Raw genomic sequence first — 20,205 nt, forward strand, 5'->3', positions numbered from 1 at the left:
GTAAATAATCATTATAAAAATAATAAGCGAAGGGGTTGTTGGTGGGCAGCGAGGGAAAACAAAAAAAGTGCGAAGTCGTCGGTATTGGCGCTTCGGCGGGTGGGCTACAGGCCTTAATCCCGGCTATTTCCGCATTAAAGCCGCGGGGGAGATTTGCCTATGTTTTGGCTCACCATCTATCGCCCGATAAGCCCTGTTCACTGATAGAACTGTTGCAGAATAAATGTGCGCTCAAGGTCTCCTGGGCTCAGGATGGTACTGAACTAGTGCCTGATCACCTGTATGCCTGTCCACCGGGACACAATATCGAGGTGGTGGATGATAAATTGCTAGTGTTTCATGCCGAAGAAGCGCAACCCATCGCGCCGTCGATAGATCGATTATTTCGTTCCATCGCTGACAGCCGCCAGGAAAAAGCCATTGTTGTCGTTCTATCCGGCTCGGGACACGATGGTACCTTGGGCGCTGAAGCAGTGGCCGCGGCCGAAGGCTTGGTTATCTTGCAAAACCCGGCAGACGCCGTGCATAGCGCAATGCCCGAGTCGGTCATCAAATTAGGTTTTGCGGATTTGGTGGGTAGCTCGCAACAGATTGCCGAGTGGTTGAATCACACCGACGACATCGATGGCGTCATCAACGATGAAGTGATGGGTTCCGCGAACGCATTTTCCGAATTAATCCGTTTGGTCCACCACACGACTGGGCTGGATGTAAACAGTTACAAGGAAGGCACCTTGCGTCGCCAGGCATTTCGCCGGTTTCGCAGCCTGGAAATCGACTCCTTGGAACATTATGTCGATTATGTCAGAGAACATCCGGAAGAGCTTAGCCTATTGCAACAGCGCTTTATGGTATCGGTCTCATCGTTCTTTCGGGATGAAACCGCCTTTGCGGCATTGGAAGCCGCATTGCGGATTTTGGTCGTTGGTAAAGCCGCCGGCGATTCGATCAGGGTTTGGGTGCCGGGCTGTGCAACCGGTGAAGAACCTTATTCCATCGCGATGGTTTTGGCCGAGATCTTGGGAGACAGGTTAAGCCTTTTCGAGGTGCGGGTGTTTGCGACCGACATTCGCGATGAAGCCATCGAGTTTGCCCGGGCCGGGATATACACATCCAGAGAAATGACCAATTTGGGCGCGGAGCGGCAGCAACGCTGGTTTAAAAATGAGGGGAGCGGCTGGCGGATTCAGCCGGTCATCCGTGAATTATGCATATTTTCCGCGCACAACATTATCCATCACCCACCCTTCATTAATATGGATTTGGTGAGTTGCCGGAATTTGCTGATTTATTTCAAACCGGCGCAGCAATCGGATTTGATCAACGCTTTTCATTACGCCCTGAAACCTGACGGCTTGTTGTTTTTGGGAAAATCAGAATCAGTAGGGCTAAATTCGCCTTTGTTTGAGATATTGGATGGCAGTAACAAACTCTATCGCCGGCGGGCTGTGGAAACGCGGCATGTACTTCGCTATTCGCCGTTTAATACTGCTATCGAAACCAACGGAGCCAAGTTGACTATGGGCAACGCGCACTATCGGCAAGCGTTAACCGAGCTAGCTATTAATGCTTTGATGCGGGATTTCGCGCCGGCCGGCGTGCTGATCAATGATAATTTTGAACCCTTACGCTTTTTTGGCAATGGGCGCCGCTTTTTCGGTTTGCCTGAAGAAAGTACCGATTTTTCAGTGTTTTCGCTGTGTTTGCCCGAGTTGCGAAATGAGCTGAAAGCGCTCTGTTTCAGGTTGATGCAAGAAAACCTTAACGTTGCCGAGGGTGTGACGCTCGACATAAGTATTGATGGCGCAGCATGCCGGGTTAGGCCGAAAGTCACACGCGTTGAGCAGACGCCTGGCAGCCATGAGTTTGGCATCTTGATTACGTTTATCGAGGTAGCACCGGTTTTGCTAGCCGAAAATACGTTGGTAACAGCCGAACAACCCAACGCCGAAATAGAACAAATTCGCCGAGAATTGGCGGATAGTCGCGAACTGTTGCACAGCGTGATTAACCAACTCGAATCTGCCAATACCGAATTGCAAATACTGCGGGAGGAAGTGCAATGCTCCAGCGAAGAATTACAGGCCTCCAATGAGGAATTGCAAGCCTCGAATGAAGAATTAACCACGCTAAACGATGAGTTGCGGGTCAAGTCAGTGGAGTCTGCCCAACTCAATGCCACGCTGACGAGTATCCAAAATTCCCTGCGCAGCAGTCTGGTTCTTGTCGACAAAGAAGGGCATATCACGCGCTACAACGCCTTCGCTACCCGCGTGTTCGGCTTGGTCCCCGACGATATTGGGCAATTTTTGTACGGCATTCCCTGTCATATCCCCATACCCAGGTTACGAGATTACGTAAGCAACGTCGTAGCTAGTGGCGAGTCGGTGGTGGAACAGATTCACCACGGTGATTTTCATTTTTTGATGCAAATTGATCCGTTCGAAAACGAATTGGGCGATATTGCCGGCGCCGTGTTGAGCTTTTCCGATATATCTGAATTGTATTCCGCCGAAGAAGCCCAAAGAAATATCGAAGCCCGCTTCCGGCTGTTTATGGATAACAGTTCCGCTGCGGCTTGGATTAAAGACAAAGACGGTCGTTACGTGTATTTGAATAGAGTATTCGAGCAGCGCTTTCATACCAAGCTCCAAGACTGGCAGGGCAAAACCGACTTTGATATGTGGCCGAAAAGCGTTGCCGAAGAATTGCGCGCCAATGACCTGTTAGTCGTGCAGACGGGTCAGGCTTTAGAAATAGATGAAACGATCATCGAAAAAGATGGGTGCGAACAAATTTGGCACAGTAGCAAGTTTAGCTTCTGCGACGTGGAGGGCCGGTGTTATGTCGCCGGGGTGGCTACAGAAGTGACGTCTCAGCGGCAAGCAGAGAGAGCGCTACGCGACAGCGAGCAACGGGTACGTTTGGCCATGGACGCAGCCAGGGGCGGTTCGTGGGAATGGGAATTGGCGACTAATCGGAATTATTGGTCTGACGAGATATGGGATTTATACAATATCCCCTACGGCTCGGTGGAACCCAGTTATGCGGCATGGCGCAAAACGGTGCATCCGGACGATATCGCACAGGTAGAGGCCATTAACTCAGAAGCGGTCGCGCGTGCCGTGGCATTTGAATCGGAATGGCGGGTACTGCTCCCGGCAGGCCAGGAGTCGCGCTGGCTCATGGCTCGTGGTCGGCCCATCCTGAATGAGGATGGCAGCGTGCTCAAATACATCGGTGTGGTGATCGATATTTCCGCACGGAAGAAATCCGAAGAGCAATTGCGCAAAAATATCCAGTTGGAAGAAGAGCTAAACCACTTGCAGGGTCTTTTGGAGTCCACTTTTGCGGGGTATTGGGACTGGAATATTTCTAAAGGCACTGAATATTTTAGTGATACGTTTAGTCGCATGTTGGGCTACCTGAGCGACGAACTTCCTAATGTCCCTGAAACCTGGCAAAAACTCATTTTTAGCGAGGATTTACCCAGTGTCCTTGAGAAGTTCGAGCGCCATGTGGCCAGTCATGGTGCAGAACCTTATTACAACGAAGTAAGGTATCGACACAAAAACGGCTCCACGGTGTGGGTGATTTGCGCAGGCCGGGTGGTACAGTGGGCGGAAACCGGCGAGCCGCTTCGGATGGTGGGGTGTCATATCGATATTACGCAGATGCACCAGCGCTTGGACGAACTGGTTGAAGCGAATCTGCGTGCCGATACCGCCAACCAGGCAAAAACGGCATTTTTGGCCAATATGAGTCACGAAATTCGCACCCCGCTCAATGCCATTGTCGGTCTCACCCATATTTTGTCTCGCAAAGTGACGGACCCTGAGCAAACCAATTTCTTGAAGCAGATTGGCGACTCGGCCCAACATTTGCTTGGCGTGATCAGCGATATTCTCGATTTGTCCAAGATCGAGGCAGAAAAGTTGGTGTTGGAATCCGTGGAGTTTGATTTAGGTGAAGCGGCGGCCAAGGTCCGGACGATTATGCACGAACTGGCTGAAAACAAAGGCCTGAGCTTAAGCGTGGATTGCGCAACTTTAAACTATCTATTGTGTGGAGATCCGATCCGCTTTAGTCAGGCGTTAATAAACTACATCAGCAACGCGATCAAGTTTACTGACAAAGGTTTTGTGCAGGTTCGGATTTTCCCGGTCAGCGAACAGGGCGATAAAGTGCTGTTGAGGGTGGAAGTGCGTGACAGCGGTCGCGGCATCCCGTCGGATATGATTCCAAAGTTGTTCTCCGCGTTCGAGCAAATCGATACTTCCATCACCCGCAAGCACGGCGGTACCGGCTTGGGCTTGGCAATTACCAAACGGCTCGCTGAGCTAATGGGCGGTCAGGCCGACGCCACGAGCGCGGTAGGACACGGCAGTACATTTTGGTTTACCGCTTGGTTAACCAAGGGCAGCCATATTAGCGGCAGCAGGCAATTGTTGGATGGCAGCGACGATACAGCGGAGCAGATTTTGCTTAGCCAATATGCCGGTACCCGTTTGTTGCTGGTAGAAGACGAACCGATCAATCAAGCGGTTGGCGTCATTCTGCTGGAAGCGGCCGGTTTTGAGGTCACGGTAGCGGATAATGGTGCCGACGCATTGGCGCTGGCCAAACAACAGCGGTTTGCTTTAGTGATTATGGACATGCAGATGCCGGTGATGGATGGGCTTGAGGCTACCCGGCAGATCCGCTTGCTGGATGGCTGGCAAAATGTACCGATTATTGCGATGACCGCAAATGCTTTTGCTGAAGACCGTGAGTTGTGTTTGCAAGCGGGTATGAATGATTTTCTCTCCAAACCGTTTGATCCCGCCAGCCTTTGTGCTCGACTGTTGCATTGGTTGGAGCACAGTGCGCGGGCTTGAATTGGACGTTTTGCTGCTTGTTCTCGATGCGCATCATGGTGTTGTTGGTTTTTACTGTAAATTCCCTGGAGTCGTCATTCCCGCGAAGGCGGGAGTGACGATATTTAAGGACCGGGTTAATAATCTCAACTACCTGGAATGACGTTGCCATGATTCGAATTTCCATACTTCTAGCCGCTATTGCCATCCTTAGTGCTTGTGCACCGCCGGATGAAAATCCGAAGACGCCATTGACACTGGAAGCGGCTGTTGCTGGTGAGTGGCGAGATCCCGCTAATGTCGCTCGCGACAAGTGGCGGCATCCTTTGCAAACGTTGGCGTTTTTCGGCGTGAGTCCTGGGCAGACTGTGATCGAAGTTACGCCGGGTTATGGCTGGTATGCCGAGATTCTGGCGCCTCTGCTCAGAGTAAATGGTCACTACGTTGCCGCCGTGATAAACCCTGATAGTGCCGTCAAGCAAAGCGCTAGGAATTACTACGCGAAGCAACTTAACGCGCTTGAGCGCAAATTTCTTGCATTGCCAAATCTATATGGCAGTCCGGAGATCCGGCTTTTTGATGAAGCTAAGCCAACCTTCGGCGCACCCGCGTCAGTGGATGTGGTATTGACGTTCCGCAATGTCCACAACTGGCGGGAAGCGGATAGCGTGGCATTGATGTTCAAGGGGTTTTTCGACGTACTCAAGCCCGGCGGCACGCTGGGTCTGGTGGAACATCGGGCGAATGGCGACGTGGCGGACGACGATTTTTCGGGTTATATCGGGCAAAATCAACTGATTGCTGGGGCCGGTGCGGCCGGCTTTGTGTTACAGGCAGCCAGCGAGATCAATGCCAACCCGTTGGACAGCAAAGATCACGAGGGCGGGGTATGGAGTTTGCCGCCAGCATTCAGCCTCGGTAGCAAGGATAGAGAGAAATACGCCGCGATTGGCGAAAGTGATCGTATGACCTTGCGGTTTATAAAGCCTGGAACGGCGCTCAGTGCTGTTCAATAGGTGTAGAAGTTAACCAGCGAAAAGATATTTGCTGACAGATAACGTTGACTATTTCGAATAGAAGGGATTTACTCCGTAACAAATTTTCTTTGTCAAAGGTGCCGAATCGATGAACGAAACACTGATTGCCGTAGCTGTTGAAAACGGTGGGAATATTGCGCCACATGCCGGCAGGGCGTCGCGCTGGCTGGTCTATGTTGCTGGAAATGCAGCGGAAGCGAGTCTGGCTTGGACGCTTGATCTAACCGAGATTGGCAGCCTGCATGAATGGCATGTGCGCGGCGACGGCAATCGGCACCCGCTGCATTATGTGGATGTAGCGATTGCCGGATCGGCGGGAGACGGGGTAAAGCGTAACCTGCTGGAGAGAAATACCGAGCTGCATACCACCAGCGAGACATCGCCTTTGAAAGCGGTGGCCGCCTATCTGGCCGGCGAACTTGTCGATGGCCTGCCGCATGAGGAAGCACATTGCCTAAAAACTAGCGATCAGTGATTCGAACTTAAATAGCGTCGCTCCGCACAGGCGGGAGCCGGGATGTCTGACTAGGTTTGCTACGCGGCCCTTGGGCTCCAAGGAATTTAAGTGGCTGTGTCAATAACCGGCTCGGCGCAGTCGTTTTACTACAAACTCAAAACTCCCAAACCACTTTGCCGTAAACGCCGCGTTGCACTTCGGTGGCTTGGGTGAAGGTTTCCTGGACATATTCCAAATGCTGGTTATCCAATAGATTTTGCCCGACCAGCGATAGCTCGACAGCTTGATTGAGCTTCCAGGCCAGACGCAAATCCAGGGTGGTGTAGGCTCTAATATAGGCTGGCCCGCTGAGGGTAAAGGCGCTGGCATTGTCCACATACCGCAGCCAGGCATCCAGGGTAATGTCTTCGGTGGGATTGAGCATCGCGCGCAACGAGGTTTTGTGCTGCGGCGATACCGCTTCCTGATAATACGGATTGCTGGAAAGCTCGGTTTTAAGCACGCTATAACTCAGGTCCCAGCGCCACCAATCCAGCATCTTCCAAACCACTGCGGTTTCCACGCCATAGGTTTTGCCCTTGCCGGTGTTGTCGATGATCAAAGGCTGTTTGATAAAAAACGGCACATTTGCCGGGTCTGTCGCCCCTGGATGGTAAGAGCGCAGATTTTCATAATCGTTATAAAACAGCGATAAATCTATGGAAAAACTATTGCTGGGCGTGTATCGATAGCCGGTTTCATAGGCCAGCACCTCTTCGGCTTGGAAAGCGTTGGAACCGGTTACCGCGAGGGCGAGCGGTAAAGGCGTGCTGTTGGGGCTGGTCAGCGGCGGCACGACTTGGCCGATCAGTTCCATGTGGGCATCCACTCGCGACGGAATGCGCACGCCGCGGGAGACCGCCGCCCACAGCCGGTGATTGGGGTCCGGTCCCCAGAGTAGGCGGGCCGTAGGTTGCACTTCTATGCCGGTGTAGTCGTTATGCTCCAGTTTGGAACCCAGCGTGAGCCACAGTTGTTCGTCAACTAACGTCAATTGGTCCTGTAAGAACGTACTGAAATAACTCTCACCGCGTTGAGGTGGCGTAAAATTAACAATACTTTGCTTAACTTGGTTTTCTTTGGTGTAGGTATACCGATAGCCAGCCCCCCAGACTATGTCGTTCCAGTCGTTTAAAGCAAAGCGGTGTTGAAAATCCACATCGCCGGTATAGCGTTCCTCTTCAATATAACTTTCTCTGCGGTCGTAACTGTCAAAGTACAGTTGCAGGGCGTAATTTGACGTATCGGAAATGCGATGTTGCAGACGACTAAGCAAGTTGCCGCCGGTGGCTTGGACCTGGTCGGAAATGGTTTCTCGATACGGTGTCGTGAGCGCGGCTAAACCGATTTGTTGGTTTAAATCGCTATGATAAACATCGCCTTGCACGGTGGCGGAGTCGGCGGCGGACCAGTCTGAGTCTATGCGAAAGCCGCCTTGCATTTTGCTCCAGGCGTCGCCGGCAGGTTGGCCGGCAGGTCTGCTGAGGGCGTCGCGCTCAAAGCCCTTGATATAAGCCCTGCCGCTGGTGGTTTCGTTGAGTTTGCCGCCGTAACGGAATGAGCCGAAGCCGCGCTCCTCGCTGCCGCCGCCGGCACTGAGCAAGCCGCCTTGGGTATCTGCGGCATGTTTGGTGATGATGTTGATCACGCCATTCACGGCGTTGGCTCCCCATAGCGCTGCCCCGGAGCCGCGAATTACCTCGATGCGCTCCACGTCTTCCAGCATCACATCTTGCATTTCCCAATACACACCCGAGAAAGCCGGCGTGTAGATATTTCTACCGTCGATCAGCACCAGTAGTTTATTGGAAAACCGGCCATTAAAACCGCGTGAGCTGACGGCCCATTTGTTGGCGTCTATGCGGCCGACGTCAATGCCGGGCGCCAGGCGCAGTGCGTCCGGAATGTTAGTGGCGCCGGCGCGTTTGATGTCGTCGTTGCTGATGACAAATACCGCAGCCGCCGCATCGCCCAGCGCTTGGGCTTTTTTTGAAACGGATGTGATTTTTACCGATAGTAGTTCTTCTATATTCAACTCGGTTAAATCGGTATCGGCCGAAGCAATTTCCGCATGGACAGCCAAACATAGCGCACCTATCCAAACGGTGTAAAAGGTATTTTTCATTCTGTAGCAAATGGGGCATGGCGAGAGACAGAGTGTCTCTCGGGTTAATTCTTCAGTTGCAAATGTAGCGCAGCATCGGTTTATCACAAAGTTTTTGTAACATTTATTCATTCTACTTTGTTAGATGCGCAAAGGTGCTGGGCATTCCGGCAGCGATTGGCGTAATCCAGGCCACATCGCTGGGACGAAGCTTGCCATCCATGGCATTGGATGTCCGCTCTTGCGCCCTTGACTATCGGGTTCCCGCCTTAGCGGAAATGACGAATGCAAGGTATTAAACGCTGGGTAAATGGGTCAATCTAATGGCTGACAGTGTTGCTGATTGTAAAGATTTGGTGAAGCGTGGGGCGCTGAGGGCTAAGCAAATGGCGGAGGGCGAATCCCGTTGGCCGTTGGAGGGATGAAGTTAAAGTTTTCAGCGGCATGCCAACTGAAGTGGCAAGAGGACTGAAGTTGACGCGGCTTGTTGTTACCCGGCCCCTACATATTGTCGCTCCCGTTTTCGCGGGAATGAAGATACTGGGCCTATAAGAGCCGGGATAACCATCAGGCGTGTTTCACACCTCCGCCCACATCCTTAGCAGGTTGTGGTAACAACCTGTCAGGTTGACGGTCGGGGCGCTGTCGCCCTGCGTGTTGCGCAATTCGAGGATAGCCATATCCATTTCAAATAAAAGGCGGCGACGCTCGGTTTCCCGTACCATGCTTTCCAGCCAGAAGAACGAGGCCAGCCGCGCGCCGCGCGTCACCGGCGCCACCCGGTGCAGGCTGGAGCCGGGGTACAGCACCATATCCCCAGCCGCCAGCTTCACGGCATGCTCGCCGTAGGTGTCTTCGATGACCAGTTCGCCGCCATCGTAACTGTCCGGGTCGGCGAGGAAAATCGTCGCCGACAAATCGGTGCGTACCCGTTCGCCGCTGATCGGGCAGTGGCGGATGGCGTTATCGATGTGGTTGCCGAAGGTGTTGTGTTCACCGGCATAGCGATTGAACAAAGGCGGGAAAATCTTTTTCGGCAGTGCCGCCGACAGAAACAGTGGGTTGCGATTCAAGGCGCCCAGCAAAATGGCGCGGGCGGCGTGACTTTGCTCGGTTTGCTCCGGCAATTGCCAATTGTTTTTCACTTGGGCGGACTGACTGCCGGCGGTGATGCGACCGTCCGCCCAGGGGGCATCAGCCAATAGGTCCCGAACTTGTTGTAGTTCGGCTGGGGAGAGAACTTCCGGAATTTCGATCAACATGGTTTAACTCAAGATCGCTTGCAGCGCAAAAAATACCGCCAAACTCATTGACCCAAATCCTAAACCCGCTGCCGCAATGCGATTGCCGTGCAGGCGGGTCCAGAGCAAAGTGCCGGTCAAACTCAACAGTAACAAACCTCCGGCTAGCGTATCGACCAGCAATACCCAGCCTACGCCCATGCCGGTGCCTTTATGCAGGTTGTTTAGCGTGTTCAGCAGATTAGCTTCGCCTTGCTTGACCGTGACAAAGGCGTTGCCTTCCCAGTAGTCGGCAGACAATATCTTTTGCGGATTACGGACGTTGATTTGCCAGGATGCCGGTTGCTGGACCGGTTGATTGTTCCAGGTCACGGTTTTACCGGGTTCCTTGCGGATTTTGGCATGGGAGGTATCTACACCCAAAGTTTGGCCTAGCCAAGCCGCCAGCGCTTTCGGGTCCGTGGGATGAGGGTCCGGCAATGCCAGTTGAATTTCCTTCTGTTCCATGCGACCGATGGGAATTTTCAGTACGTCGCGGTGGTTCATTAAAATCCCGGTAAAGCCGAATAGCAGGCCCAGCGCCGCGCCCCATAGCCCGAACCAGGCATGGGTGCGGCGCAACCATTTCAGGAAGGCGCCGCGCGACAGGTTTTTCGGTAAAAACAGATAGCCGCCGTTGGTTTTCTTGGGCGGGCGGGCGGCTGGCGTCAATAATGAATCGGTTGCGGTGTTCATGGGTCGGGTTCCAAAATCTCGCTATGGCAATTGCAAATAAGGGTTTTGCGGATCGGGTGGAACGGTTAAACAATCGCGCTACTGGCGGATGTTGCTTAACCGTTCAAACACGCAGCGTTTAGTATTTAAAGCTCACCGTCAATTGCCCGGACACCGGCATGCCCGGCAAGGCCGAGTTGGTTTGTCCGGATTCGTAATAGACGGTATCGGTCAGGTTAAACACATTGAGTTGCACGTCGTAATGTTTTTGGTGATAGGCCACCACCGCATCCAGGCGGGCGTAACCCGGCAATACCGCTTCGTTGACGCTGTCGGCATAGCGGTGGCTGGCGTAGTACACACCGCCGCCGACTTCCCAGTTGTCGGTCAAGTGGTAGGTGCTCCAGGCTACGCCGCTGTGTTCCGGCACGTTGACGGCCGTCATCCCCTCAAACGATTTCACTAAGCCGCTGACCGAGCCGGTGGCCGTTGATGTAGATTTGCTGATTTTCGAATCAAGATAGGCATAGGTCAGCGATACATCCCATTTCGGCAACACTTCGCCGGCCAGACCCGCTTCGAAGCCATCCGTGCTTTGCTCTCCTGCGAGGATTTGCAGATTGGCATCCAGCGGTGAGGTAGTGCGGGCATTGGTTTTTTCCAGGCGGAACAAAGCTGCGGTAGCGGACAGTTTGCCGTCGAACAACTCCCATTTACCGCCGATTTCGTAGTTGTGGTTTTGCTCGGGCGGCAAGTTGGCATTATTGGCCGAGAGACTGAGACTCTCGGCGGAAGGATTGAAGGATTTGCCGTAACTGAAATAATAGGACTGCGCTTTGCTGGGTTGCCAGACGATGCCGCCGCGCGGGCTCCATTGATCGACACTACTATTGAAGTCGGCGGTACCTATCCTGTCTGTCTGTTGCGCGTCGAACACGTCGTAACGGGTGCCGGCTAACAGTTTCCATTCTGGACTGATCTCGAATTGATCCAACACATAGCCGGCGTAGGTTTGGGCTTGCGTCAGTCGATCAGTGGCCAGCGTGCCGCTGAAGTCGTACGCCAAGCCGGTGACGCTGGCGGTGAGGCGCGGATTGAATATCGACACCCGGCTGACGCCGGTCGAGTTTTTCGATTTGAAATCGTAGTCTTCCCAGCCGAATTCGCTGCCGAACATCAAGGTATTGTTAAAGCCGAACAAGGGCTTTTTGTAGACAAAATCGGTCTGGTTGTAGACGTTTTCCTGGGTGTTCAGGCGTAAGGCTTGCGAGCGGGCGATAGTACCGGCATCGGCGCCGCTATAGGCCGCTGCGCCGGAATACAGATGCGTCAGGTATTTACGTTCGTAATCGCCGTAACGTATCGAGTTTTTCACCGAAAAATCCTGGTTGAAACGGTGGGTTAATGCCACCGTGGCCACATTGACATCGGTGTCCATCATCCGGTTATCGGTAAAGCCATAAAAGGTGTTGATAGGCACGCCGGCCGGCCGGCCTCGATACATAGGCACGCCGTAATCGAATACGCCTTCTTCTTGTTGATGCAGCAGGTTTAGGGTCAAATCGGTATCGGCGCTAATGTCCCATTTGAACGAAGGCGCGATACCCCAGCGATTGCTGTAGTTGTAGTCGCGATAGGAATCGGCATCCTGGTACATGACATTCAGCCGGGCCGATAAATCTTGATATTTGGTTTCGGCGTCGATGGCGGTGCGTTTGAAGTCGTACAAGCCATAGGTAAAGCTGCCGTTAATCCCGGTTTTACCGGTCGGTTTCTTCGCGACTTGATTGATCACGCCGCCGGTGGCGCCGCGGCCGAATAATATCGACGAAGCGCCTTTCAGCACTTCGGCTTTTTCGATGAAGAATGTGTCGCGATTGTATTGGCCGTTGTCCTTGACGCCGTCCAGGTATTGATCCGAGCTGGCGGCGAAACCGCGCAAGGTAATGGAGTCGCCGGTCCGGCCGCCTTCGCCTGCGGCAATCGTCAGGCCGCTGACATTGCGTAATGCATCGCGCAGATTGAAGGCGTTTTGCGATTCGATCAGTTCTTTTTTTACCACGCTGACAGACTGCGGAATATCGCGCAGTGCCATCTCGGTTTTACTGCCGGTGGTCGAGGTTTCGGCTTTGAAACGAATGGCTTGCTTTTCGCGGTTGGCTTTGACTTTAACGTCTTCCAAAACCACTTCTTGATCATTGTTGGCCGCTACGTCGGCGGTCGAGTCGGCGGCGAATGCCGCCCCGCTCAGAGCCGCGCCCAGCGGCAAGAGCGCCCCTAAGCGCCACTTGGCAGGGGTGTTTTTTTTAGTGGTCGAATGGTTTGCAGACATAGTATTCCCGTGACTAAATAAATGTTGCTGGCTGCCTGGCTGGGAATGCTGGGTGGCTAAGATTTTACGAACCGACAGTTATTGTCCATCGGTTATTGATCGCTATTCGAGCTATGCGGCTCCAAAAAGCCAAGAAATAAGATCATTCTCAAATAATAACGATTCTCATTTTATTTTTTTTGAGGCTAATGTCAACTCCGGAATTTGTGTGCAGACCGTTTCCCCATTCGAAATCAAAGTTTGGATAGGCTTACATCTTTGAAAGCATTCGAGCCGTTTCGGGAGCTCGGTAGCCTAAAGGTTTGCGGAAAGCAGCCTTACGCCTGCAAAAAAAATGGCGAATTAACGGCTGAAATTTTCAAGGGCGAAGAAATACTTTACTTTTCAAATGAGAATAATTATCATTTGAAACAGATTAAAAATCAGCTGCCGTGACGTGAAAAGATTATTCCCCTTATTTAGAGAACCCGAGGCTGTGCGCTTGGCAATCGCTCCGGAAGTTTTGGCGGCATTGGTCGAAAAAGGCGAAATCCATGCCACGGATTTCCGATGTCTTGATCTAGGGTCGAAACAAATCGTTTGGAAAATGTTCTTGTCTCAGGCAAAAGCCAAGCTCAGTCGTGGTTTAGCGAATCCGGAGCGGCAATAATTTTTAATGCGCTTAAAAGTTTTTACCTAATCCCAGACGATTTTTGAAGGAGTAAACGTATGAGCAAGAAACCCTGTACCCACGAATGTTTGGCGGCGACGGAGTTAAGTAAGGTATTGATTTGCCGCGAATGCGGCGTCGTCCACCTGCATTTGCAGAACATGTCCTTGCGCCTGGAAGTTGCCGACTTCCTGAGCTTTGCCGACACCATGTCCGAAGCCGCGCACCAGGCCAGAGCCGGTCAAAAAGACAAAAGCAAACGCGCCGGATTTACTGTTGTTAAATCCAGCACCAGACTGAATTAGCGAAACGCCACTTGCCGGAAAATCCCCGGCGGTTTTCCTAAAATAGTCGCCCCTGAATAAATCAATTGGTTAGAATTTATTCAGGGTCAACTTAATAGTCGGATGGCGGAATAGCCTTCAGAAACTACCCATTCTGCTTTCGCTGTATATGCTCTTATCCAGAGAGACGACTCTGTCCGCCATGCCTATGGTTTCCGCTCTATGGGCGATAGTTAATCGGGTGATGTTTAACGAATTGATTGCCAAATTCACCTTCCGCTCTTTTTCGACATCCAAGTGACTGGTCGCTTCGTCCAGGACCAGTACCGACGATGGCGATGTGTTCGCCGGGTTGGATGGACCGATGCAAATTGCGAAATACTCATGGCATACTCGCGTTTCTTTAACACCGCAAAAAGGCTCATTTGCCAATGTAAAATACAGGGGAGACTGAGTTGGTCGAGTTCCGCCAATTCCAGACGCAGCGGCCTGCACGAAAACCCGAGAGCCGCCCCCATGCCGACCAAATCCATCATAGTGGAGCCGCGTAGCGACACCGCATACTTTGCGCGCAATTCGCTCATGGGGTGTTCGGTGCCGTGGCAAGCGGCGACATAGCCCAAACAGGCCAAGCCGCATTCGGCCGCGGTGGTTTGCAAGTAAGACGAATGATACGAGTGGCTAAAGTGTTTCATTGTGCGGAATCGACAAACACTTCCAGCAACTGGTCGGGATTGATGTGGCGCGCAATCGCCGCATTCACCTGAGCCAGCGTCAAGGCTTCAACACGGGTATTGAGTTCGGCGTAGTACTGCATATCGCGGCGCAAACGCAATAGCAGATTCAGCTTAGCAAACAGCTTGTCGTGATCCAGCTTGCTCAGGTCGTTGCGACGCCGCCAGTTATCTTTTGCGCTGCTGAACTCCGTATCTGTGAGGCCAGTTTTCACCAGCAGGGCCAGTTCCTCGTGCACGGCTTTGGAGAGCTGTTGCCGCAGGGCCGGCGCATAGGTCGCGCTGATAGTCAGGGTGGCGCGCGGTTCAAAGGCAGACGCGCTGATCTTGCTAGCCACACCGTACGAAATCCCCTCTTGTTGACGCAGTCGGCGACCGAGGCGGGATTGCAGCGCATCCTCGCCCAGTGCGAAATTAACCAGTGTTAACGCCAGAGCGTCAGTCTCGTTCGCTTGCAATGGCTGTCTGAGCTGCGCCGTATAAGCACCGTGCGCGCCCTCGGGTACAGCAATGACATGCTGGCCGGGAGCCAATGCGGCGTAAGGTACGGGTGGCCGTTGGTAGGCCTGCTTGCTGCGCCAAGGGCCTAACAGGCTTTCCAACTGGCGGCGTGTTGCCTTTGCATCAAACTCCCCGGACAGCATCAACTCCCCATTCACACCGTAATAATCGGCATGGAAGGCTTTTACATCGTTCAATTCGATACCTTCCAACGCAGCGAGCGCTTCCGCCATGCCGGGCTCGCGACGGATGTCGCCGATAGGGTATTGGCTGGTGAATGCGGTCACGGCTTGTTCCGCAACGACTTGCGGTTTTGCGCCCTGGCTTTGGTAGGCAACACGCAACTGATTGCCGACTTCTTTGAATCCCTGCTCCGGCAGCGCCGGATGACGAAGAACATCGATCAGAACGCCAAGAAATTCCGGTAACGAGTTAGCTGGCAGATCGAAGCGAATCGCCAAGCGGTCATCAACTGGCGTCATCGACAAGTGGGCGTCCAAACCCACCAAGCGATCAAACAGTTGTTGTCGATCTAAACTGGCCGAACCGTGAGCCAACAGGCTACCGGTCAAATCAGCCAAAATACGTTTGCCGAACATACTGTCTGCCGTGCCCATACGCAGATTCCACTGGCCCTGCACCCGGCCGGTCGGCATAGGTTTGGGCCAGAGGGCAACCGCCAGCGAATCGTTAATGCTAAAGCGCTCGATTTGCGCATCAAGGGCCGTCGCCGTCACATCGTTAGCCGCTGGGCTCGCGGTTTCCGGCAGGTGCGCCGGCACAGACGCGGCGGCTGGTTCGCCGGTTGTTGCGTGCGGTACCACGGATTCCTTTTCCGCCGCGATACTTGCCGCATGCCTTTTGCTCATCAACTGGGCAACCGGGATACTCTGCTGGAAAATCGTTTTGGCCGTTTGCTGAATCTCCGGCAAAGACACTTCTTGGGCCGCGTCGATGCTCTCGAACCACAGCCGCCAGTCGCCGATGGATGCAAATTCAGCCAATCGGTAGCCAAAGGATGCGGCTTGAGATTGCACGTGTAACGCTTCGTTGCGTAACAAGTTTTTGGCACGTTCCAGTTCTTTTTCCGTGAACGCGGTATCGCCCAGCGAACGCACTTGGATTGCTAAGGTGTTTTGGAGTTGCTCCAACCCTTCGCTATCGGCCGTCAGCGGGTGCGCAGTGACTTCGAATGCACCCGCATTGCGTAATAGCAACGGCATTGCCGAGACAGAGGCCGCCTGTCCGGCGCTAACCAGTGACTCATGTAAGCGACTGGCCGGCGAACCGGCCAGCAACCCGCTCAGTAGGCCCATGGCCGCTATAGGCTTGGCATCGAACGAATGCCGTAACGGATAAAATAATGAGACGGAAGCAACATCGCCTTCGCCGCGAAAACTCCGTTGCGAGGCGCTACTCTCCTGTCCAGACGCCACCTGGAATGCGGGTGGTTGCACGATTTTGGGAGATTTAATCTCACCAAAATGAGTTTCCAATTGCTTCCAGGTTTCGGCAACGTCAAATCGACCGGTAATGACCAACAGCGCATTGTCGGGGCGATAGTGTGTCCGATAAAAAGCCCGGACGTCGTCGATGGCGATACTGCGTAATTCAGCTTCGTTACCTATCGGCGGGCGTACATACGGGGCAAAGCGAGTGACAACCGGCAGTATTTGTAGCGATAGTTTTTGCTGATGATTGCTATCGCCAAGCTCCTTTTCCCGCAATACCACGGGCAATTCTCTGGCAATATCCGCTTCCGTAATCGTCAGTTTATGCATGCGCAAAGCCTCTTGTTCCAGCAGCCAGTTCAAAGTGGGCTGGTCGCTTGCAAAGGCCGTGTGGTAGTTAGTGCGGTCGAAATTGGTATTGCCGTTATAGGCAATGTTGCGGCGCGCCATCTCGCTAACCAGCGCATGATTGCCCGGTGTCGTGGGCGCGCTAAACAGCAAATGCTCCAGCAAATGTGCGAGGCCGGCCTTTCCTTCGGGATCGGCGAGCGAACCGCTGAAATACACCAGCGTCACTGCCGTCTGCTCGGCCTTACTATCGGGAACCAACAAGGCCCGGAAACCGTTCTCGAATTGCCGCTCGATCGCGCCGTATTTCTCGGCGGCGGCCCCGTTTGTTTTATTTTCCGTGGCGTGCCCGGTAACAACATTGACGAAAGATAGTATTAAAAACGCTATTGAGGTCGAGCGGGTACGATTCATGGGTAAGATTCCTGTCCATGGTTGGATAAGTCGAGGTTTGTTAAATGATGAAAGATGGCGTTCGTCTCTCAATGTAAAATAAGGTGTCTCCGGCATGAACCGTTTGGCCTTCTTCAACATGAACGGCCGAAATAAGCCCTGGCGCGGGTGTGGCAATACTGATCGCACCGCCATTTGGGACCAACATACCGTTAGCGTTGGTTCGTTTGGTATAAGAGGCAAAGCTGATAAATAAAACGGTGATGGCGACAAGCGTTAATACAATCCCGAAGACAAGCCACGACGACCAGGGTCTCGCCAGCAGGATGTCGCCTTCCAAGCGTCCGGTCTGCGCTGCCATGGCTTCTGCGCGATAAAGATTGGTCGAGAACATGCGTCCTGCCTATCGGATTTCGATGTTTGACAGCGAGGCGTTTCGTTGGGCCGCTTAGGCTATTAATCCGGCCCTATTTATCCCTGCTGCCCCGTTTGGGCCGAGCTCGGCTAAGCCTGAGCTGGTTGGCCCTTCGACAGGCTCAGTACCATCAAGGGCATTCAGGCTAACGGTATTTAAGGGCAGGGTTAATAACGTGTAGCTAAAAATCAGCTGTCCGATGGAGTTTGCGGCTTTAGTGAGAAAGCTAGAAACGAAATGGCGGCTAGCGAAAAATGATATGGTCATAAGGTCCCCTGGATGAATTGATTAGCACCGTGAGGGCTGGCTAGTCAGGAGACATGGCTGGCGATACGCCTTCTGCACGAAGGCTGAGTGGACTTTAAAAAAACGCTGTTGTTTGTCAACTCATCTTTTGTGTAGCCCGGTAACGATTTCAGGCTGGCCTGGCTGGTCCGGATATTTCATCATCCGTTTCCAGAACGGCACAACGAGACCGATTATTAACCCGGCCCTATTGACCACTGGTATTCCATTCGGGCTGAGCTCATCGAAGTCCAGGCTGGCACACACTTCGACTGGCGAACGGTAACTAAGGACCGGGTTAATAGACTATCCCGGTGGAACTCGCCTGCCGGAATTGCCGTTCACCCGTTGTAACGCAAGCTTGCCAACACGTTGCGGCGCCCAGTTCGTAATGTACCGAGGTGTCGATCAAGGTATACGACGGTGCCTTTTGGCTGTTGCTCAAATCGCCGTAATTGCCGCCGGTATAGCGCACGCCGCCGCCCAGGCCCAGACCGGCCAGCACACCGCATCCATATTAGTTTTAAATTTCGTGTGGGCACAAAAACCGTGTCCACTCAGACTGGTTATACGTGTATTTACAAACCACTGCCGAGGGCTTGCTTCACAATTGGCGCCACGCTGGCCGGACCGATACCACGAGTTAAACAGTATTTCGATTGCAGCCAAACCGATAACTGTCTTTGCCCCTTGCTGGCGTTACAGCCGCAACAACACAGGGCGATATTTTCTCTGGTGATGATTTCAGCGTCGTTGCTGATGTGCTCCCAACTGGCCGCCGACCGTCGAGAAACCTGGGCTGGCGTGAACTTCACACCGCAATAGACACAGGCTTTGTCTCTTTCACGCACTTCGTGTTCGAGCCAGTCTGGAATGTTCCATTTATTGGCCATGCTCGGACTCGTTAATTTAACTCGTTGTGTTTATGCGTCGGTATCGCTGGATGCGCACTGCGGGCAATGTATGGATTCCGACTCGGAAGCGAGGGAACCAGAAAATCCGCGTGGAAACAAAAACCGTGCCCACCCTAGCTAACGTTCGCCGAGACCGTCCGTGTTGATGGCGTTGTTATGCTTCTGCTCGATCAGGCCAATTCCCGGATTAAGGGTTCCTTTACAGACAAAACATTGATGCATCCGTTTGTTGTACAAATGAACCACTCACGGAACGTCCCCACTGCCGAGGTAACGCTTAACATTCCAGGCAACTGCGTTTCCTGTTCAAGCCAACCACCTGTCGTAATTTCAAATAGATGATAGCCGTGAGTAAACACACCTGATTCCCAGTATCTGATCAGATCGCCTTCATCAAGAAATCTGAACCCGCGAGGCGCATCAAAGTGATATTCCACCCATAGGCTTTCATTGTTCCCACTGTGGTTTGTACCAACAACCACCCGCAAACCGGATCTGCTCAAGGAAAGCTCTCCTATGTCCGACTCGTTTTGAGTGGTGTATAGGGACCCAATTGGTTTTACGTTAAGTAGCATAACGCCGCAAATTCTTGGGTGCCAAAAGCTGCATGGTGAGAAACGAGCGGCGCAGCTTTTGGCAGTCCGTGTGAATTTGCCTTTTTAGCCTGGATTTTCATTCGGTTTCTTACTCTCGTCATAGTGAAGCAGTCCATGCTCTCTTCGATATTCACCAAGCCCTTTAGCCCAATCAAAACTTACAGCCAGCAATTGATCAGCTATATTAGCCAAACTCATTGGAGTGAAAAAGGAGTTTTCAGGCCCAAGTTCAGTGTTGATAAACTCAGAGATATTTCCATGACAAATATTGTTTCTCAACCTTACCACTTCCACATCAACACGATTTGGCTTTTGACTTTTTAGCTTCTCGTCATAATTTTCTTCACCTGGAAAGGCCAGCAATCCTATTGGCATGCCCATTTCTTGAGCTCTAACTAATAGGTTATTACTAAGAACTTTGTATGGGGAAGGTTCTGGCGGTGCTTTTTCTTGGCTTTGTAAATGCTCGATAGTTACTCGAAGACTGGCTTCTATGCCATTCAACAGAGAAGAGACGCCAGGAACAATAAATTCATTACGGATTGCATCTAAACCTTGAACAAAGAACCAATGAAATTCTGCAGCGCAAAGCCATTCGAATAGGTAAGTGCGTTCTTTTGCCCAAGGAGCGCACGCAATCAAATTCCTTTCAATGTGTTCTGCGTGATTTCTGCTTCTGTGAGATGTCATGATCCTTCCTTTTATTAAGAGGTTTCCCTATATCACCAAGCTAATACTCATTTTTGCAATAACTGATTGGTTAGCATGGAATTTTCCTATCCGTATACCAATCGGCAATCAAAACTAATGACAGGTAACGGGGCAATCGCCGTTACTGAATCACCGGATCGACCG

At 52.5% G+C, this 20,205-nt stretch carries 17 protein-coding genes; 5 read left to right on the plus strand and 12 right to left on the minus strand.

The genetic code is table 11. The features are described from left to right. The first annotated feature begins 41 nt into the window (after positions 1-41). From ACR64Q_RS05715 to ACR64Q_RS05725, 3 genes are all read left to right on the plus strand, one after another. Positions 42-4,877, plus strand: a complete 4,836-nt coding sequence (locus ACR64Q_RS05715) for a CheR family methyltransferase (protein ID WP_313733888.1) — start codon at positions 42-44, stop codon at positions 4,875-4,877. Positions 4,878-5,026: 149 nt separating this feature from the next. Further along, complete coding sequence (locus tag ACR64Q_RS05720; RefSeq protein ID WP_313733889.1) at positions 5,027-5,872, plus strand: class I SAM-dependent methyltransferase; 846 nt, start codon at positions 5,027-5,029, stop codon at positions 5,870-5,872. A gap of 109 nt (positions 5,873-5,981) precedes the next feature. Beyond that, positions 5,982-6,368, plus strand: coding sequence for a NifB/NifX family molybdenum-iron cluster-binding protein (locus tag ACR64Q_RS05725; RefSeq protein WP_313733890.1), 387 nt, complete (start codon positions 5,982-5,984; stop codon positions 6,366-6,368). A 136-nt stretch (positions 6,369-6,504) separates the two neighbouring features. Here ACR64Q_RS05725 and ACR64Q_RS05730 read toward each other — a convergent pair whose 3' ends face one another. The 4 genes from ACR64Q_RS05730 to ACR64Q_RS05745 all read right to left on the minus strand — a co-directional run bounded on the left by ACR64Q_RS05730 (position 6,505) and on the right by ACR64Q_RS05745 (position 12,780). Then, complete coding sequence (locus tag ACR64Q_RS05730) at positions 6,505-8,514, minus strand: TOL_0244 family TonB-dependent receptor (protein WP_313733891.1); 2,010 nt, start codon at positions 8,512-8,514, stop codon at positions 6,505-6,507. Between the two features lie 557 nt (positions 8,515-9,071). Beyond that, positions 9,072-9,755 carry a Fe2+-dependent dioxygenase gene (locus ACR64Q_RS05735; RefSeq protein ID WP_313733892.1) on the minus strand — a complete coding sequence of 228 codons (684 nt, stop codon included), beginning with the start codon at positions 9,753-9,755 and terminating at the stop codon, positions 9,072-9,074. Between the two features lie 3 nt (positions 9,756-9,758). Further along, entirely contained in the window at positions 9,759-10,469 is a 711-nt protein-coding gene (locus tag ACR64Q_RS05740; protein ID WP_313733893.1) for a PepSY-associated TM helix domain-containing protein, read from the minus strand. 118 nt (positions 10,470-10,587) lie between these two features. Then, positions 10,588-12,780 carry a TonB-dependent receptor gene (locus tag ACR64Q_RS05745; RefSeq protein WP_313733894.1) on the minus strand — a complete coding sequence of 731 codons (2,193 nt, stop codon included), beginning with the start codon at positions 12,778-12,780 and terminating at the stop codon, positions 10,588-10,590. A gap of 436 nt (positions 12,781-13,216) precedes the next feature. On the opposite strand from ACR64Q_RS05745, the gene ACR64Q_RS05750 reads away from it, so the two are divergent. Together ACR64Q_RS05750 and ACR64Q_RS05755 are read left to right on the plus strand one after the other, a co-directional pair. After that, the gene (locus ACR64Q_RS05750) at positions 13,217-13,429 is read left to right on the plus strand and encodes a hypothetical protein (RefSeq protein ID WP_313733895.1); all 213 of its coding nucleotides are present in this window, start codon (positions 13,217-13,219) and stop codon (positions 13,427-13,429) included. A 59-nt stretch (positions 13,430-13,488) separates the two neighbouring features. Next, positions 13,489-13,734 (plus strand): hypothetical protein, encoded by a 246-nt coding sequence (locus tag ACR64Q_RS05755; RefSeq protein WP_020485534.1) that lies wholly within the window; start codon positions 13,489-13,491, stop codon positions 13,732-13,734. 117 nt (positions 13,735-13,851) lie between these two features. On the opposite strand, the gene ACR64Q_RS05760 is transcribed toward ACR64Q_RS05755, so the two are convergent. The 8 genes from ACR64Q_RS05760 to ACR64Q_RS05795 form a co-directional block, all read right to left on the minus strand. After that, a complete protein-coding gene (locus ACR64Q_RS05760) occupies positions 13,852-13,986 on the minus strand; it encodes a hypothetical protein (RefSeq protein WP_313733896.1) in 135 nt (44 codons plus the stop codon). After that, the gene (locus ACR64Q_RS05765; protein WP_313733897.1) at positions 13,983-14,408 is read right to left on the minus strand and encodes a cysteine peptidase family C39 domain-containing protein; all 426 of its coding nucleotides are present in this window, start codon (positions 14,406-14,408) and stop codon (positions 13,983-13,985) included. Before ACR64Q_RS05765 ends, ACR64Q_RS05760 begins: the two co-directional genes overlap by 4 nt. Further along, a complete protein-coding gene (locus ACR64Q_RS05770) occupies positions 14,405-17,161 on the minus strand; it encodes a M16 family metallopeptidase (RefSeq protein ID WP_313733898.1) in 2,757 nt (918 codons plus the stop codon). The genes ACR64Q_RS05765 and ACR64Q_RS05770 overlap by 4 nt, the downstream gene beginning before the upstream one ends. 40 nt (positions 17,162-17,201) lie before the next feature. Continuing rightward, entirely contained in the window at positions 17,202-17,534 is a 333-nt protein-coding gene (locus tag ACR64Q_RS05775; RefSeq protein WP_313733900.1) for an HlyD family secretion protein, read from the minus strand. Positions 17,535-18,138: 604 nt separating this feature from the next. Further along, complete coding sequence (locus tag ACR64Q_RS05780) at positions 18,139-18,345, minus strand: hypothetical protein (protein WP_313733901.1); 207 nt, start codon at positions 18,343-18,345, stop codon at positions 18,139-18,141. Between the two features lie 73 nt (positions 18,346-18,418). After that, entirely contained in the window at positions 18,419-18,733 is a 315-nt protein-coding gene (locus ACR64Q_RS05785) for a hypothetical protein (RefSeq protein WP_313733902.1), read from the minus strand. Between the two features lie 191 nt (positions 18,734-18,924). Further along, positions 18,925-19,257, minus strand: a complete 333-nt coding sequence (locus tag ACR64Q_RS05790) for a hypothetical protein (RefSeq protein ID WP_313733903.1) — start codon at positions 19,255-19,257, stop codon at positions 18,925-18,927. 156 nt (positions 19,258-19,413) lie between these two features. Further along, on the minus strand, positions 19,414-20,040 hold the full coding sequence (locus ACR64Q_RS05795; RefSeq protein ID WP_313733904.1) for a hypothetical protein: 627 nt from the start codon (positions 20,038-20,040) through the stop codon (positions 19,414-19,416). Positions 20,041-20,205: the final 165 nt, after the last annotated feature.

Source organism: Methylomonas sp. 2F7 (genome assembly GCF_057126975.1).

Coding starts and splice junctions, on each gene's coding strand:
- ACR64Q_RS05720 (WP_313733889.1), top strand. CDS start 5,027: ATGATTCGAATTTCCATACTTCTAGCCGCTATTGCCATCCTTAGTGCT.
- ACR64Q_RS05725 (WP_313733890.1), top strand. CDS start 5,982: ATGAACGAAACACTGATTGCCGTAGCTGTTGAAAACGGTGGGAATATT.
- ACR64Q_RS05730 (WP_313733891.1), bottom strand. CDS start 8,514: ATGAAAAATACCTTTTACACCGTTTGGATAGGTGCGCTATGTTTGGCT.
- ACR64Q_RS05735 (WP_313733892.1), bottom strand. CDS start 9,755: ATGTTGATCGAAATTCCGGAAGTTCTCTCCCCAGCCGAACTACAACAA.
- ACR64Q_RS05740 (WP_313733893.1), bottom strand. CDS start 10,469: ATGAACACCGCAACCGATTCATTATTGACGCCAGCCGCCCGCCCGCCC.
- ACR64Q_RS05745 (WP_313733894.1), bottom strand. CDS start 12,780: ATGTCTGCAAACCATTCGACCACTAAAAAAAACACCCCTGCCAAGTGG.
- ACR64Q_RS05755 (WP_020485534.1), top strand. CDS start 13,489: ATGAGCAAGAAACCCTGTACCCACGAATGTTTGGCGGCGACGGAGTTA.
- ACR64Q_RS05765 (WP_313733897.1), bottom strand. CDS start 14,408: ATGAAACACTTTAGCCACTCGTATCATTCGTCTTACTTGCAAACCACC.
- ACR64Q_RS05770 (WP_313733898.1), bottom strand. CDS start 17,161: ATGAATCGTACCCGCTCGACCTCAATAGCGTTTTTAATACTATCTTTC.
- ACR64Q_RS05775 (WP_313733900.1), bottom strand. CDS start 17,534: ATGTTCTCGACCAATCTTTATCGCGCAGAAGCCATGGCAGCGCAGACC.
- ACR64Q_RS05785 (WP_313733902.1), bottom strand. CDS start 18,733: ATGGCCAATAAATGGAACATTCCAGACTGGCTCGAACACGAAGTGCGT.
- ACR64Q_RS05795 (WP_313733904.1), bottom strand. CDS start 20,040: ATGACATCTCACAGAAGCAGAAATCACGCAGAACACATTGAAAGGAAT.